The following is a 14,279-nucleotide window of genomic DNA, read 5'->3' on the forward strand; positions in this document are numbered from 1 at the left end:
ACATTTAGCGCCTTGCTCAAATAATGGTATAGTTATGCACATTTTTAGCCATTAGGGCGATACACCAATTTTATTAATGAGAGAAAAAACGTTGAAAAAACGCACCGCACTTTTCTTTTTTGCCTGCACCCTACCTTTCGCTGTGCAGAGCGCGGATCTGTCTGCGATTCAAAAACAGATCAAACAGCAAGAACAGAAAATTGCTGAACAAAAACGTGAACAAGACAAATTGCAATCCACCCTTAAAAATCAGGAGTTGCAAATTAATGGCGTGGTTGGACAACTTCGCCAAACGGAATCAGATCTAAAAGCCATTCGCCAAATGATCGCGGATACCGATAAACAAATCAAACACTTAGAAAGACAAGAAAAAAGCCAAAAAGAAAAACTGGCTAAGCAGCTCGATGCAATGTACCGCTCAGGCATTAACCCTTCGGTGCTAGAGAAACTCTTTTCAGAAGATGCTCAAAAAGCAGAGCGAATGAAAGCCTATTATGAGCATATGAACCAAGCTCGTCTTGCCTACATTGAAGATCTCAAACAAACGCAAGAACAGCTCAAGAAAGAAAAAGCCAATATTCAAACTCAACAGCAAGAACAACAAAATCAGCTGAATGCGCAGAAAAAACAACAACAGAGTTTGCAAAAAGTGCAGCGTGAGCGCCAATCTACGCTCAATCAGCTGAATAAGCGTTTAGCCAAAGATCAAAATAAATTAGATAGCTTAAAAGAAAACGAAAATGCCTTACGCCAACAAATCCAACGCGCAGAACAACAAGCGCGTGAACAAGAAAAACGTGAACGTGAAGCGTTAGCGCAGAAAACTCGCCAAGAAGAACAAAAAAACCAAAAGCCTTACACGCCAACTGCCCAAGAAAAACAGCTTATGGCAAGCAATTCAGGGTTGGGTAAACCACAAAGGCAATATCAATATCCTGTATCAGGCAAAATTCTCAACCGTTTTGGTTCAACCCAAATGGGAGAATTAAAATGGAAAGGGATTGTGATCGGGGCAAATGCTGGAGCGTCTGTACGCGCGATTGCTGATGGACGAGTTATTTTAGCTAGTTGGTTACAAGGTTATGGCTTAATGGTTATTATCAAACATGGTGAAAACGATTTAAGTTTATATGGTTATAATCGCTCTGTTTCTGTTAAAGAAGGGCAATTTGTTAATGCTGGACAAAAAATTGCAGAAGTGGGGAGTTCTGGGGGACAATCAAGATCAGGGCTTTATTTTGAAATTCGCCGCAAAGGTGTTGCGGTAAATCCAACAGGATGGCTACGATAATGAAGAGAGCTTATCAAAAGCAAATCACCAAAAAACAAAGTGCGGTTAAAAATTTACTGATTTTTTCTACCGCACTTTGCTTGAGCCTCTCCCCCACAATTTCGATCAGCCAATCTCGCCTTGCCATTGTTATTGATGATGTGGGCTATCGCCCTAAAGAAGATGCTGCAGTTTATGCGATGCCAAAAGAAATTTCGGTAGCAATCATTCCTTCCGCCCCCTATGCCAAACAACGCAATCAACAAGCAATGCAACAAGGGCGAGATGTGCTTATTCATTTGCCTATGCAACCTATGGGGAATCATAAGATTGAATCTGGTGGTCTCACTCTCGGAATGTCGCAACAGACAGTACGAGAAAACGTGCAAAATGCCAAGAAAATTGTTTCTGCTGCCATTGGCTTAAACAATCATATGGGTAGTGCTGCAACCGCAAATCAAGATTTAATGAATAAATTAATGACCGTGCTACAAGAGCAACATCTCTTTTTTCTAGATAGCCGCACTATCGGGCATTCTGTCGCAAGTAAAACCGCAAAACAATACGGCATAAAAGCACTAGATCGCCATATTTTCCTTGATGATAGCGATGAATTTAACGACGTTCAACGTCAATTTCAACAAGCCATTACCTATGCGCGTAAACAAGGCACCGCTATCGTTATCGGACATCCCCGAAAAAATACGATTGCCGTGCTACAAAATGGCTTACATCACCTCCCTCAAGATATTCAATTAGTGAATATAGGCAGTCTATGGCGTGGTGAAAAAATCGTCCCACAAAAACCATTCATTATGCTCTTTAATGCAACACCCGCCCCGACATCCGTCGCCCCTTTTCGCGAAATACCATTACTAAGAGGGATACCAAAATAGAAGAGATCAAAAAGAAGTGGCGGAAGATAATGGGAGTCGAACCCACCCAAGATTGCTGGCAACCTTAACAGGATTTGAAGTCCTGCCGTTTCACCGGAAACGCCTATCTTCCAACAGTTTGCTCACTTTAAAGGAAATTTGTTGATTATTCAAGCCTATGTGAAAGTAAAATTATCGGTCCACATTTTATTGTTATTTTAATGTGCAATAACATAAGATCATTTTAGTAAAGTGCTACCGAAAAACACACCAATGCCATATCCTTTCAACATCTCTCGGCAAGACTTCCAGTTAAAAGCTGAATTTTTGATTAAAAAACAGTATGATTACAAGTAAAAGTTTACTAGGACGATAAAATGAGCAGCCTTTTTCAACAACTTCCTTCAATAGATAAATTGTTAAAACAGCGTGAAATTGCCCCACTGATTACAATGTTCGGTCATCGTGCGGTGGTTAATGTATGCAGAAAACTCCTTGAAGATGCCCGTTCTCAGATAAAAAAAACACAAACACTTCCCGATATTTTTCTTAATCAGGAAAACTTGCTTACCGAAATTCAGCGAACCCTCACCATACAACAACAAGTAAAAATTCAACCTGTGCATAATTTAACGGGAACTGTTTTACATACGAATTTAGGTCGGGCTTTGTGGGCTGAGGCTGCACAGCAAGCCGCATTATTAACGATGCAAGAAAATGTCGCATTAGAATATGACTTGCTCGCCGGAGAACGTAGCCACCGCGATAAGTATATTAGTGAGCTATTATGTAAGCTTACCGGAGCAGAAGCCGCTTGCGTGGTGAACAACAATGCAGCAGCCGTGTTACTAATGTTAGCTACCTTTGCAGCGGGTAAAGAAGTGGTTATTTCTCGTGGTGAGCTAATTGAAATTGGCGGTTCGTTCCGTATCCCTGATATTATGCAACAAGCAGGCTGTAAGCTAATTGAAGTTGGTACAACAAATCGCACCCATTTAACTGATTATCGCCGTGCGATCAACGAAAATACCGCCTTTTTAATGAAAGTTCATAGTAGTAATTACCAAATTTGTGGCTTTACGCATTCTGTCAGCGAAGCCGAATTAGCACAACTTGGTCAGGAAATGAATGTGCCTGTGGTAACCGATTTAGGCAGTGGAGCATTGGTGGATCTTTCACAATATGGCTTGCCGAATGAACCTACCGTACAAGAAAAATGGCAGCAAGGTGTGGATTTAATCTCATTTTCTGGGGATAAATTGCTAGGTGGCCCACAGACAGGCATTATTGTTGGAAAAAAAGAATTTATCGATCAACTACAAGCGCATCCGCTCAAGCGCGCGTTACGCTGTGATAAAGTCATTTTAGCGGGGTTAGAAGCAACGTTGCGTTTATATCTTCAACCTGAAAAATTGACAGAGAAACTGACGAGTTTGCACTTACTCACGCAGCCTGTCTCCGTATTACGCCAACAGGCAGAAATACTGAAAGTGCGGTTGGAAAATCAGTTAGATTTTGCCTATACCGTCCGTGTGGAACAAAGCCAAGCACAAATTGGCAGTGGCGCCCAACCCCTCGCCACGCTCCCTTCCATTGCGGTAACCATAGAAGAAAAAACATCGCAAAAATTGACCGCACTTATTGAACGCTTCAAACAACTCCCCCACCCTATCATTGGGCGAATTGAACAAAATAAATTATGGCTCGATCTACGTAGCCTTGCCAATTTTGAACGTTTATTAAATACCGTGGAGCAACTATGATTATTGTTACCTCAGGCCACGTCGATCACGGCAAAACCGCTTTGTTACGCGCTTTAACGGGTACTGATGCGGATCGCTTGCCAGAAGAAAAGAAACGTGGAATGACGATTGATTTAGGTTATGCCTATTTACCTTTACCACAGAAAACGCTGGGTTTTATTGATGTGCCGGGACACGAAAAATTTCTCTCAAATATGCTTGCCGGGCTAGGCGGAGTAGATTATGCAATGCTTATCGTTGCCGCAGATGAAGGTATTCAGCCACAAACCGCAGAACATCTCGCCATTTTACGCTTATTGCATTTTAAGCAAATTATTGTTGTCATCACAAAAGCGGATAAAGTCAGCGAAACACATATTGCAAACACCAAGCAACAACTGATGCAAGCATATCCATTTTTGGAAGAAAGCCCTTTTTTCATTACTTCCGCTTATACAGGGCAAGGTATTGACGAATTACAAGCACATTTAGCAAATTTGCCTTCTCTTTCTGATAACCAGCTGCCTTTCCGTTATGCGATTGATCGCATTTTTACGATTAAAGGGGCAGGAACTGTGGTAACAGGCACGGCATTCAGTGGGCGTATTGCTACGAATGAAGAACTGTACTTATCCACAGGAAAAAAAGTGCGTATTAAAAATATTCATAGTCAAGATCAACCATCAATGGTTGGAGAGGCCGGGCAACGTTTAGCCTTAAATATTCAAACCGATGTAGAACGAACTGAAATTCAGCGTGGAGACTGGCTTTTCTCTCATCCACCAACAGTTGCCACTGATCGCATTACCGTAGAAATCGAAGCGGCACAATGGATACAAGAAAGCCAAGCGGTGCATAGTTATCACGCCGCCTCGCATACAACAGGTAAACTCACATTGCTCGAAAATAAACAACTTTATCCACAGCAAAAAGCCCTAGCAGAACTCACTTTACAAGATCCATTATACTTAACCTATAACGATAAATTAATTTTACGTACAGGCGATGCCAAATCCTTATTAGCCGGCGCAAGGGTGATTGAAATTCACTCGCCAAAACGTTACAAGCGTACTGAAGTGCGGTTGAATTTTTTACATCATTTACTCACAACGCAAAACGTAGCTGAACGTTTAAGTTGCTATTTACAACATCGCCCAATGCCACTTACGGAATTAGCGTGGTTAGCACAACGTAAAGAAGAGGATTTACCCGATTTACTTGCAGAACGTCATATCGAAACCTGGCAAGGGTGGGCATTTACGCGCAGTTATCAACAACAGCAAAGTGAAAAATTAATTGCCACATTGACAGATTACCACCAACAATCTCCCGATCAACTTGGCTTAAGCAAAGCACGTTTATATCGCATTACGGCTATTCATCAGCCAGAAGCCTTAATTTATTATTTTATTGCTGACTTATTAGCCCAAGAGAAGCTTCAGCAAACGCGCGGTTGGTTGCATTTACCAGAACATAAAATTCGTTTTAATACAGAAGAACAGCAGTTATGGCAACAAGTCCTCACGCATTTTGAACAACAGCACGGACAAGCATTATGGGTGCGAGATTTAGCGAATTTGCTGGATTTAGATGAAAGCACGATGCGTAATTTTCTTTATAAAGCAGGGAAATTGGGCTATTTAACGCCTATTGTACGAGATCGTTTTATGCTTACAGAAACCCTGTATGCGTATGCCCATTGGGTAAAAAACATTATCTTGGAGAAGGGAGACATTTCAGTAAATCAACTCCGCGATGAATTACAATGGGGCAGAAAAATGACGGTACAACTTATGGAATATTTCGATCGCTGTGGTTTTTTACGCCGTAAGGGAAATGTGCATTTATTACGAGATGGCGATCTCTTTGATTACTAACCATAAAACACAAGTACGGTGAAAAATGGAGAAATTTATCACCGCACTTTTCTTAAATGCAAACACATTTTTATTGCCATTTATTTTTTCATCAATCCTTTTGCAAGCGGGATAAGATAACATCCTCACAACGTCCATTTATTTCAAACTAAAGCAACGATAAAGCAGATCAAGTATCAACCTATGTTGAACCTATGTTATTCCACTAAATATTCAAATTGATTTTCTCATCAATAAAACATTGATCCATTTCAAATGCCGGTTTTGCTGCTTTATCTTTACCAATGGTTTTTGAAGGAACCCCCGCAACAGTGGTATATTCAGGGACGGGTTGTAACACCACAGAATTGGCGCCAATTTTGGCATAACGCCCAATTTCAATATTACCGAGAATTTTTGCCCCAGCTCCAATCATCACCCCCTCCCTTACTTTTGGATGACGATCACCAGATTCTTTACCAGTTCCGCCTAGGGTAACGCCTTGTAGAATAGACACATCATTTTCGATAACAGAGGTTTCACCTACCACAATGCCAGTGGCGTGATCGAACATAATGCCACAGCCTATTTGTGCAGCGGGGTGAATATCTACATCAAACGCAACAGAAATTTCATTTTGTAAATAAATCGCCAACGCTTTACGATTTTGTTGCCATAAATAATGGGTAATACGGTAACTTTGTAAAGCGTGAAAACCTTTTAAATATAATAACGGCGTAGTCCATAACTCCACTGCGGGATCCCGCTGACGCACCGCACGAATATCACAAGCCGCACTGCCAATGATATCAGGTTCTGCTTGGTAGGCATCTTCAATAATTTCACGCAAGGTGATCGCGGGCATAATGGGATTTGCTAATTTATTAGCTAAAATATAACTTAATGCGTTACCAAGATTCTGGTGTTTTAGAATAGTGGAATGAAAAAAACTCGCGAGCATTGGCTCACATTCCGCTAATTCTTTTGCTTCTTGACGAAGTAAACGCCAAACTTCAACAGGCATTTTATTCTCCTTTTCGTTCTCGCCCAAGCAGACTGAATGCAACATCTTTGGCATTTTTAGCACAAAATAGGACTTGGTAAATTTGTTCGGTAATTGGCATTTCTACACCTTGTCGCTGAGCAAGTAAATAGGTTTCTTTGGTGTTATAAAATCCTTCCACCACCTGACCAATTTCAGCTAATGCCTGCTCGGTGCTTTTCCCCTGACCAAGCATTAACCCAAAACGACGATTACGCGATTGGTTATCGGTACAAGTTAGCACTAAATCACCTAAGCCTGACATTCCCATAAATGTATTGGGGTTTGCCCCGAGTGACTCCCCTAATCGGCTAATCTCCGCTAAACCACGTGTGATCAAGGCAGTACGCGCATTTGCGCCAAACCCCATTCCGTCTGACATTCCAGCCCCAATGGCAATCACATTTTTAATAGCTCCGCCAAGCTGAACACCGATCATATCTTGATTAAGATAAACACGAAAATGTTTACTGCAATGAATACGCGCTTGAAATTCTTGGGCAAACGCCAGATCGTGAGAAGCTAAGGTGATTGCCGTTGGCAGCCCTTGTGCAAGCTCTTTGGCAAATGTTGGGCCAGATAAAACAGCTAATGGATATTGCGTGCCAAGTTTTTCTTCTACCAGCTGTTGCAATAAACGCCCTGTATCTCGTTCTAAACCTTTCGTCGCCCAAACAATTCGATGCTCTGGCTGTAAGTGCGGTCGGATTTTTTCTAAAACTTCGCCAAAAACGTGGCTAGGTACAACAATCAATAAATCTCGTGATTTTTGCACCGCACTCGCTAAATTTGTTTCAATTTGTAATGCTTCAGGAAACGGAATATCTGGTAAAAAAGGCTGATTACAGCGTGTATCCGCCAACGCTTGCATATGTTCGGCATTATGTCCCCAAAGATAAGTAGGTGAACCGTTACGAGAGAAGCTGATTGCCAATGCCGTCCCGTAAGATCCTGCGCCAATGACAGTAATGGGTGAATTGGAAATATTGTTGTGCATTAATCATCTCCATAATGAAAATAAAAGTGAATCACACTCACTATTAATGCCTTGAGTTTAACCTACTTGAATTAGACTGAAAATAGAATTTTTACAGAAGTGAGTTAGTGGTGGGGCGTTATATAAAGCAGTGGATAGATTACCTTGCCAAATTGTATCCTATCTAATACAATTTATAAAAGGAGATGGGTATGGAAAAAATAAATGAAATAAGAACAACAGCCGAATTTGACCACTGGCTAATGAATTTAAAAAATCGCATAGCAAAAATGGCAATTATCAAGCGCATAGAACGAGCTGAGCAAGGAAATTTCGGTGATCATAAACCATTAGGTGGTGGGCTTTATGAAATGCGAATAGCAACGGGAGCAGGTTATCGTGTTTATTACATTCAAGATGGCAATACGTTATATTTTTTGTTGTGTGGTGACGATAAATCAACACAACAGGCAGATATTAACAAAGCAAGAATGATGATCGAGGATTAACATAATGAAATTAAAAGCAAATATTAAAACAAGTCATTTTGACGCAGCAAAATACCTTACTACGGAAGAAGATATACAGGCTTATTTAGCTGAAACCCTAAAAAGTGGAGAGCAAGAAGAATTTTTAACCGCACTTTCAACAGTTGCAAGAGCAAGAGGAATGACAGAGCTAGCTAAACAAACAGGTTTAGGGCGTGAAAGTCTGTATAAAACCCTATCCAAAGGCAGTAAACCGAGATTTGAAACCATACAAAAAATTCTCTTGGCGTTTAATTTGGAACTCGTGCCAACAATTAAAGGGCGGTGATTTTTTCCATAAAAAAGTGGGTCTTTCACCCACTTATTTTGATTAATTAACCGTTTCTGGTTTCTCGTCCTGTGCTTGCTCCGCTTGCTGACGCTCTAAATATTCCATAAAGAGTGCATCAAAGTTTACAGGAGAAAGATTTAATGGCGGGAAAGTGCCACGGTTTACAAGGCTTGCAATTAATTCACGCGCGTAAGGGAACAGCATATTTGGGCATTGTGAAGTTAAGCAATGGGCAAGTTGAACGCCTTCCAACCCACTTACTGTGAACACACCTGCTTGTTTTACTTCACAAATAAACGCCACATCACCACTTTCTTCAAGGGTGGTTTCGGTGGAAATGTTTAAACAGACCTCATAAAGATCTTCACCTAATTCAACCACTTCTGTGTTTAAATCAAAAGAAAGTTGAGGTTTCCATTCTTGTTGGAAAATATGGGGAAGATTCGGCGCTTCAAAAGAGACATCTTTAATATAGATACGTTGAATTTGTAATACAGCTTCTGTTTGTTGTTCTTGTGCTTCCGTTGCAACTTCTTGATTTTGCTCAGTCATTTTCTATTCCTCTATGAGTTATTTATCTTTTTTCACTAATGGCAAATTCGCTGAACGCCAACCTGCAATCCCTTCTTTTAACGCGTACACTTCTCGAAATCCTTGTTTAGCCAAAAGCTCTGCGGAAGTGCCAGCAGCCATTCCCGTGGCACACACAACCACAACGGGCTTGTCTTTATGCTGTTCAATTTTACCAATATTCTGATTTTTAATTTCGCTAGGTAATAAATGAATGCTGTGAATAATATGCCCACGTTCAAATTCATCAAGGGTACGCACATCAATTACTGTCGCCTCTTTATTATTCATTAAGCTAACGATCTCAGCATTCTCAATGGTTTTCACTTTGGTGGTGAACGCCTTGAAATAGGTGTAAATAACGAGAAAAAATACGGCTATCCAAGAAATAACCATTAATGTGTGATTTTTTGCAAAGGCGATTGCCATCGGTAGAAATTCTTGCATTTTACTCTCTATGTTTTAGTTCAAAATAAAGACCTAAGTATAACCGCACTTTATTCATCTTTCAAAGAAACTCTGTGAAATTCCCCACTTGTTAAGGTGGGTTTTATTCTAAATCAATGAATAAATAAAAATAATTAGAGCTTATATAGCGATTCACCGCGTTTATTGCTATATTATTGCGCGATTTTAAAGAGATTTTTCTCTTTTCATCATTGTATGTTCTTTTTGCAAAGAAATTATCTAATCAATATATTAAAAGAGGTTCGATTATGTTTTTTCTCCAATTTGCCATCGTATTGGTGTGCATTTTGATTGGTGCGCGCATTGGCGGTATCGGCTTGGGAGTGATGGGCGGTATGGGGCTTGCTATCCTCTCTTTTGGCTTCGGCTTAGCGCCTGCGGGTTTACCGATTAATGTAATGCTAATGATTATGGCGGTCGTTTCTGCCGCAGCGGCAATGCAAGCCGCAGGTGGTTTAGATTATATGATCAAAATCGCCACCAATATTTTACGTAAACACCCGAAATACATCACCTTTATTGCGCCTGCAGTAACTTGGACATTCACCGTATTAGCAGGAACAGGTCACGTGGCTTATTCTGTATTACCTGTGATTGCAGAAGTGAGTCGCCACAATGGTGTGCGTCCTGAACGTCCGCTTTCAATGGCGGTAATTGCTTCACAATTTGCCATTGTCGCTAGCCCGATTGCTGCTGCGGTGGTTGCGGTGGTTGCTTATCTTGAGCCACAAGGCATTCACTTAGGTGATGTGTTAATGGTAACCATACCTTCAACCATTTTAGGCTTAGCGCTTGCTTGTATCTTCGTCAATAAAATGGGTAAAGAATTAAAAGATGACCCAGAATATCAACGTTTATTACAAGATCCTGAGTATGTAAAAGAAAACCATACAGATGTTAATCCTGACAACATTCAATTAAAACCAACTGCGAAATTATCTGTCGGTTTATTCTTATTTGGTGCGTTATTAGTAGTATTAATGGGGGCATTCCCTGGCTTACGTCCAGTTTTTGATGGCAAACCAATGGGAATGGCACACGCCATTGAAATCGTGATGCTGACTGTAGGTGCATTAATCATTTTAACTTGTAAACCAAATGGTAACGCCATTACACAAGGTTCCGTGTTCCACGCGGGAATGCGTGCTGTTATCGCTATTTTTGGTATTGCGTGGTTAGGTGATACCCTGATGCAAGCGCATATGGTGGAAGTCAAAGAAAGTGTGAAAGTGTTGGTTGAAACCGCACCTTGGACCTTTGCTATTGCACTATTTGTGCTTTCTGTTTTAGTAAATAGCCAAGGCGCAACAGTTGCCACTTTATTCCCAGTTGGGATTGCATTGGGCATTCCAGCACCTGTGTTAATTGGGGTATTTGTTGCGGTAAATGGTTACTTCTTCATTCCAAACTACGGTCCAATCATTGCCTCAATTGACTTTGATACCACAGGAACAACACGTATTGGTAAATATATTTTCAACCATAGCTTTATGCTACCGGGGCTATTAAGTATGGCATTCAGCCTTGCGTTTGGCTTGTTGTTCGCCAATATTTTGCTGTAATTTTTACCGCACTTTATGCTATCAACTGGGGGCGTTGCTCCCAGTTTTTTTATGCCCTCATTCTGATACAAAAAGTTAGCTATGGCATTCCTTGCCAAACTTTCGCATAATATGGCCAGCTTTTTTAACAAGAGGAATATAATAATGACGATTTCCAAACAACAAATTCTTGATGCTTACCATTTTCGCCACGCGTGCAAACAATACGATCCCACAAAGAAAATCAGCGAGGAAGATTTTCGCTTTATCCTTGAAACCGCACGTCTTTCGCCAAGTTCCTTTGGATTTGAGCCGTGGAAATTTTTAGTGATTGAAAATCAGCATATTAAAGAACTCATCCGCGATACCGCGTGGGGAGCGAAAGATAAAATTATGGATTGTAGCCATTTTGTCGTTATCCTCGTTCGCCAACCCCAAACTCTTTTAGCAGATGGCGAATATGTCCCACATATTATGCGTGATGTGCATCATATCCCTGAAGATGCCCTTAAATTGCGTCAAGGTTTTTATCGCAACTTTACAGAAAACGATTTTGCGCTCACCGACAATCCCGTTGCGTTTTATCATTGGGCTTGCCGTCAAAGTTATATCGCCTTAGGCAATATGCTCACTAGCGCGGCAATGATTGGTATTGATAGCACCCCGATTGAGGGCTTTCCGCTAGAAAAAATGAATGATCTTTTTGTTGCAGAAGGGTTATACCGTGCAGATGAATACAAGCTCAGTGTAATGGCGGCATTTGGCTATCGCGTAAATGCACCGCGAGAAAAAACACGCCAAGCATTTGACGAAATTGTCGAATGGGTAAAATAAAAACCCCGTAAAATCCTACCGCACTTTATCCTATCAATAAAAATAAAGTGCGGTGCGAATTTTCTTCTTTTTAATCATTCTTTGGAATAGGTATGCTCATTTCATTTATTCTAATTGCACTTTGTGCAGGCGTTGCTCTTGCCACGCAAGCGGCGATTAATAGCCAACTGGCAGGCTCATTAATGGGACAACCCGTGGTCGCTGCATTGATTTCTTTTGCAATGGGAACCCTATTGCTGTTTTTTATTTGTTGGTGGAAAGCTGATTTATTCACCGCCTTGCAACAAGTGCCAAAACAACCAATATGGAAACTCATTGGTGGCCCGCTCGGTGCGTTAGTGGTCTTCACAACCATTTTTCTCGCCCCTAAAATGGGCGTAACCAATATGCTGTTTTTCATCATTATCGGGCAACTTATTGCCGCAGCGGTGATTGATCATTTTGGCTTGATTGGTATGACAAGTCGTCCAATCCAAATCTGGCAAATAATTGGCTTTGTGTTTATGGGCGCTGGATTAGTGCTATTTTTCTTTGGCAAAAAATTGTTTGGCTAGCTTTCAACACATCGATCGATAAGTGCTATCCTCATCTCAGGTAAAAATACTATAAAAAATTACCGCACTTCTTCATTGTCTTCCTATTTTCCCGTAATGGCGGGCTGGTGTGTCCGCCTAAAAAATATTGCCACACAAGCAATGTAAAGGCGATCATTTGGAAATGAGTTAGGATTTCCCAAAAAATTCCCCTCTTGCATCAAGAGGGGAAGAGTAAAAGTGTGGTAAGAACACATTGAAATGTAAAAAGTTTTCTTCTACAAAATCATCTTCACTAATTTATCCGCTTTAATACGGGCAAATTTTTTCAGCAGTTTTTGCACTGGTTCTGGATATTGCGAAAGTGCCTCCAGTTCTGTGTAGTGTGTGAGCTGTATGGTATGTTGGCGAATACAATCTAATTCTTGTTGTACTTGGGATTGCAGTTGTTGTGCTGGATCTTGAATGAGCAAGCCATTTTCTGCGTCTAAACGCCAAGCACGCGGGTTAAGATTGTTGCCGGTTAAAAGCATATAATGATCATCTACCCACACCCCCTTTAGGTGATAGCTGTTATCACCGTCTTTCCAAGTGCGAATAACCAGCTGACCTTGGTTGAGTTGTTGCTCAAATTTTTGGCTAAAACGGCGTAAATTACTTTCATATAAATAAGGTAGCGCGCCAGCCATTTTAAATGGCTGTGAAGGGGGAATATAAAAATCATTGGCAGTTTTATCCCCCACAATAATTTCAATTTGCTTGCCTTTTTGTAATAAACGCCGAATTTTTTGTTGCAATGGGCGAGGGAAATTAAAGTAAGGCGTACAGATCACCAATTTTTCCTGCACAATCTGAAAAAGATCTTCAATCGTACGGTTAAGCAGATTTGCACCACCGCCTAAGCCAAAAAGTGGGGTGATTTTTAGGCCAGAATTTTCTTCGTTTGCAAACTTATATTGTCCATCACTTGCCAAGCCTTTACGGAAAGCACGAATATGTTGGCGAATTTCTTTGGTTTTAGGACGCTCAACATTATCCAACGGTAATACTGCTTGATTACTCAGCAAATGCTGTTTGAGAAAATCTACCATTGAGTCTGTTAAAGCCGAATGAGTGATTTTATGATAACGATCGTAGCGATATTTTTCATTTTGCTGTAAATAAACATTATTGATACTCGCCCCACTGTATAGCAACGTATCATCAAAAATAAAGCCTTTAATGTGTAAAACGCCAAAAACTTCTCGTGTATTTACGGGAACACCGAAAAATAAATGAGCGTGTTCACCATATTGATGAATTGCCCGTTGATCACAATACCAGTCCGCATTTGTGGCTGTCTTTTCTGCCCCGAGTAAATTACGTTGAGCGCGATGCCAATCCACAAAAATTTTCACATCAAGATTCGGATTACGGCTTTTCGCGGCAAAGATCTCATTCAAAATCGCTTGCCCTGCTTCATCATTTTGCCAATAAAGTGCGGTGATATAAATGCGCGTTTTTGCTTCACGAATAAGCTGAATAATCTGTTGCTTAAATTCCGCAGGGTGATGAAGAAAATCAATTTGTGTTTCCTCTAAAGCCAAATAAGGCAAGGTTTGTAGATTTTCTTTCGCCCGTTTCGTTTTATTTATCAACATAATTTTTACTCTAATTTTAGTAATCTTTTTTGTTCAGCTCGCTAGTTTACAATATTTACTTCTCCGCTTGGTAGAAAAAAGATATTTTTTCGCTATAATGCTCACACTTTCTG

General features: G+C 40.6%; 14 protein-coding genes and 1 tRNA gene. 9 read left to right on the forward strand and 6 right to left on the reverse strand.

The window, feature by feature from the left end:
* The first annotated feature begins 76 nt into the window (after nucleotides 1-76).
* A complete protein-coding gene (gene envC, locus L5B90_RS10680) occupies nucleotides 77-1,291 on the forward strand; it encodes a murein hydrolase activator EnvC (protein ID WP_442778775.1) in 1,215 nt (404 codons plus the stop codon).
* Nucleotides 1,291-2,166 carry a divergent polysaccharide deacetylase family protein gene (locus tag L5B90_RS10685; RefSeq protein WP_265762922.1) on the forward strand — a complete coding sequence of 292 codons (876 nt, stop codon included), beginning with the start codon at nucleotides 1,291-1,293 and terminating at the stop codon, nucleotides 2,164-2,166. The genes envC and L5B90_RS10685 overlap by 1 nt, the downstream gene beginning before the upstream one ends.
* Before the next feature lie 17 nt (nucleotides 2,167-2,183).
* Here the strand turns inward: L5B90_RS10685 and L5B90_RS10690 are convergent.
* Nucleotides 2,184-2,278 (reverse strand) — tRNA-Sec (locus L5B90_RS10690).
* Nucleotides 2,279-2,522: 244 nt separating this feature from the next.
* Between L5B90_RS10690 and selA the strand changes: the two genes are divergently transcribed.
* Nucleotides 2,523-3,908 carry an L-seryl-tRNA(Sec) selenium transferase gene (gene selA, locus L5B90_RS10695; protein WP_250363703.1) on the forward strand — a complete coding sequence of 462 codons (1,386 nt, stop codon included), beginning with the start codon at nucleotides 2,523-2,525 and terminating at the stop codon, nucleotides 3,906-3,908.
* A complete protein-coding gene (selB, locus tag L5B90_RS10700) occupies nucleotides 3,905-5,764 on the forward strand; it encodes a selenocysteine-specific translation elongation factor (protein ID WP_265762923.1) in 1,860 nt (619 codons plus the stop codon). Before selA ends, selB begins: the two co-directional genes overlap by 4 nt.
* A gap of 205 nt (nucleotides 5,765-5,969) precedes the next feature.
* Here the strand turns inward: selB and cysE are convergent, their stop codons facing one another.
* Together cysE and gpsA are read right to left on the reverse strand one after the other, a co-directional pair.
* Nucleotides 5,970-6,767 carry a serine O-acetyltransferase gene (gene cysE / locus L5B90_RS10705; RefSeq protein WP_250363705.1) on the reverse strand — a complete coding sequence of 266 codons (798 nt, stop codon included), beginning with the start codon at nucleotides 6,765-6,767 and terminating at the stop codon, nucleotides 5,970-5,972.
* A 1-nt stretch (nucleotide 6,768) separates the two neighbouring features.
* Nucleotides 6,769-7,782, reverse strand: a complete 1,014-nt coding sequence (gene gpsA, locus L5B90_RS10710) for an NAD(P)H-dependent glycerol-3-phosphate dehydrogenase (RefSeq protein WP_265762924.1) — start codon at nucleotides 7,780-7,782, stop codon at nucleotides 6,769-6,771.
* A gap of 191 nt (nucleotides 7,783-7,973) precedes the next feature.
* Here gpsA and L5B90_RS10715 point away from each other — a divergent pair, with 191 nt between their 5' ends.
* Together L5B90_RS10715 and L5B90_RS10720 are read left to right on the forward strand one after the other, a co-directional pair.
* Entirely contained in the window at nucleotides 7,974-8,270 is a 297-nt protein-coding gene (locus L5B90_RS10715; protein ID WP_250363707.1) for a type II toxin-antitoxin system RelE/ParE family toxin, read from the forward strand.
* A 4-nt stretch (nucleotides 8,271-8,274) separates the two neighbouring features.
* Nucleotides 8,275-8,577, forward strand: coding sequence for an addiction module antidote protein (locus tag L5B90_RS10720; RefSeq protein ID WP_250363708.1), 303 nt, complete (start codon nucleotides 8,275-8,277; stop codon nucleotides 8,575-8,577).
* Between the two features lie 42 nt (nucleotides 8,578-8,619).
* Here the strand turns inward: L5B90_RS10720 and secB are convergent, their stop codons facing one another.
* Both secB and L5B90_RS10730 read right to left on the reverse strand, forming a co-directional pair.
* The gene (gene secB / locus L5B90_RS10725; protein WP_250351438.1) at nucleotides 8,620-9,132 is read right to left on the reverse strand and encodes a protein-export chaperone SecB; all 513 of its coding nucleotides are present in this window, start codon (nucleotides 9,130-9,132) and stop codon (nucleotides 8,620-8,622) included.
* 18 nt (nucleotides 9,133-9,150) lie between these two features.
* Nucleotides 9,151-9,597, reverse strand: a complete 447-nt coding sequence (locus L5B90_RS10730; protein WP_265762926.1) for a rhodanese-like domain-containing protein — start codon at nucleotides 9,595-9,597, stop codon at nucleotides 9,151-9,153.
* 269 nt (nucleotides 9,598-9,866) lie between these two features.
* On the opposite strand from L5B90_RS10730, the gene L5B90_RS10735 reads away from it, so the two are divergent.
* The 3 genes from L5B90_RS10735 (at nucleotide 9,867) to L5B90_RS10745 (ending at nucleotide 12,547) form a co-directional block, all read left to right on the forward strand.
* Complete coding sequence (locus tag L5B90_RS10735; protein ID WP_250351436.1) at nucleotides 9,867-11,180, forward strand: anaerobic C4-dicarboxylate transporter; 1,314 nt, start codon at nucleotides 9,867-9,869, stop codon at nucleotides 11,178-11,180.
* A 144-nt stretch (nucleotides 11,181-11,324) separates the two neighbouring features.
* Nucleotides 11,325-11,993: an NAD(P)H-dependent oxidoreductase gene (locus L5B90_RS10740; protein WP_250351435.1), complete on the forward strand. Its 669-nt coding sequence runs from the start codon at nucleotides 11,325-11,327 to the stop codon at nucleotides 11,991-11,993.
* Between the two features lie 92 nt (nucleotides 11,994-12,085).
* Nucleotides 12,086-12,547, forward strand: coding sequence for a DMT family transporter (locus tag L5B90_RS10745; RefSeq protein WP_265762927.1), 462 nt, complete (start codon nucleotides 12,086-12,088; stop codon nucleotides 12,545-12,547).
* Nucleotides 12,548-12,804: 257 nt separating this feature from the next.
* Here the strand turns inward: L5B90_RS10745 and pssA are convergent, their stop codons facing one another.
* Nucleotides 12,805-14,166: a CDP-diacylglycerol--serine O-phosphatidyltransferase gene (pssA, locus tag L5B90_RS10750; RefSeq protein ID WP_265762928.1), complete on the reverse strand. Its 1,362-nt coding sequence runs from the start codon at nucleotides 14,164-14,166 to the stop codon at nucleotides 12,805-12,807.
* Between the last annotated feature and the right edge of the window lie 113 nt (nucleotides 14,167-14,279).

The sequence above is a fragment of the Avibacterium sp. 20-129 genome, from assembly GCF_026226845.1.
Classification (GTDB): domain Bacteria; phylum Pseudomonadota; class Gammaproteobacteria; order Enterobacterales; family Pasteurellaceae; genus Avibacterium.

Coding starts and splice junctions, on each gene's coding strand:
- selA (WP_250363703.1), top strand. CDS start 2,523: ATGAGCAGCCTTTTTCAACAACTTCCTTCAATAGATAAATTGTTAAAA.
- cysE (WP_250363705.1), bottom strand. CDS start 6,767: ATGCCTGTTGAAGTTTGGCGTTTACTTCGTCAAGAAGCAAAAGAATTA.
- L5B90_RS10720 (WP_250363708.1), top strand. CDS start 8,275: ATGAAATTAAAAGCAAATATTAAAACAAGTCATTTTGACGCAGCAAAA.
- envC (WP_442778775.1), top strand. CDS start 77: ATGAGAGAAAAAACGTTGAAAAAACGCACCGCACTTTTCTTTTTTGCC.
- L5B90_RS10740 (WP_250351435.1), top strand. CDS start 11,325: ATGACGATTTCCAAACAACAAATTCTTGATGCTTACCATTTTCGCCAC.
- L5B90_RS10745 (WP_265762927.1), top strand. CDS start 12,086: ATGCTCATTTCATTTATTCTAATTGCACTTTGTGCAGGCGTTGCTCTT.
- pssA (WP_265762928.1), bottom strand. CDS start 14,166: ATGTTGATAAATAAAACGAAACGGGCGAAAGAAAATCTACAAACCTTG.
- L5B90_RS10730 (WP_265762926.1), bottom strand. CDS start 9,597: ATGCAAGAATTTCTACCGATGGCAATCGCCTTTGCAAAAAATCACACA.
- gpsA (WP_265762924.1), bottom strand. CDS start 7,782: ATGCACAACAATATTTCCAATTCACCCATTACTGTCATTGGCGCAGGA.
- L5B90_RS10715 (WP_250363707.1), top strand. CDS start 7,974: ATGGAAAAAATAAATGAAATAAGAACAACAGCCGAATTTGACCACTGG.
- L5B90_RS10685 (WP_265762922.1), top strand. CDS start 1,291: ATGAAGAGAGCTTATCAAAAGCAAATCACCAAAAAACAAAGTGCGGTT.
- selB (WP_265762923.1), top strand. CDS start 3,905: ATGATTATTGTTACCTCAGGCCACGTCGATCACGGCAAAACCGCTTTG.
- L5B90_RS10735 (WP_250351436.1), top strand. CDS start 9,867: ATGTTTTTTCTCCAATTTGCCATCGTATTGGTGTGCATTTTGATTGGT.
- secB (WP_250351438.1), bottom strand. CDS start 9,132: ATGACTGAGCAAAATCAAGAAGTTGCAACGGAAGCACAAGAACAACAA.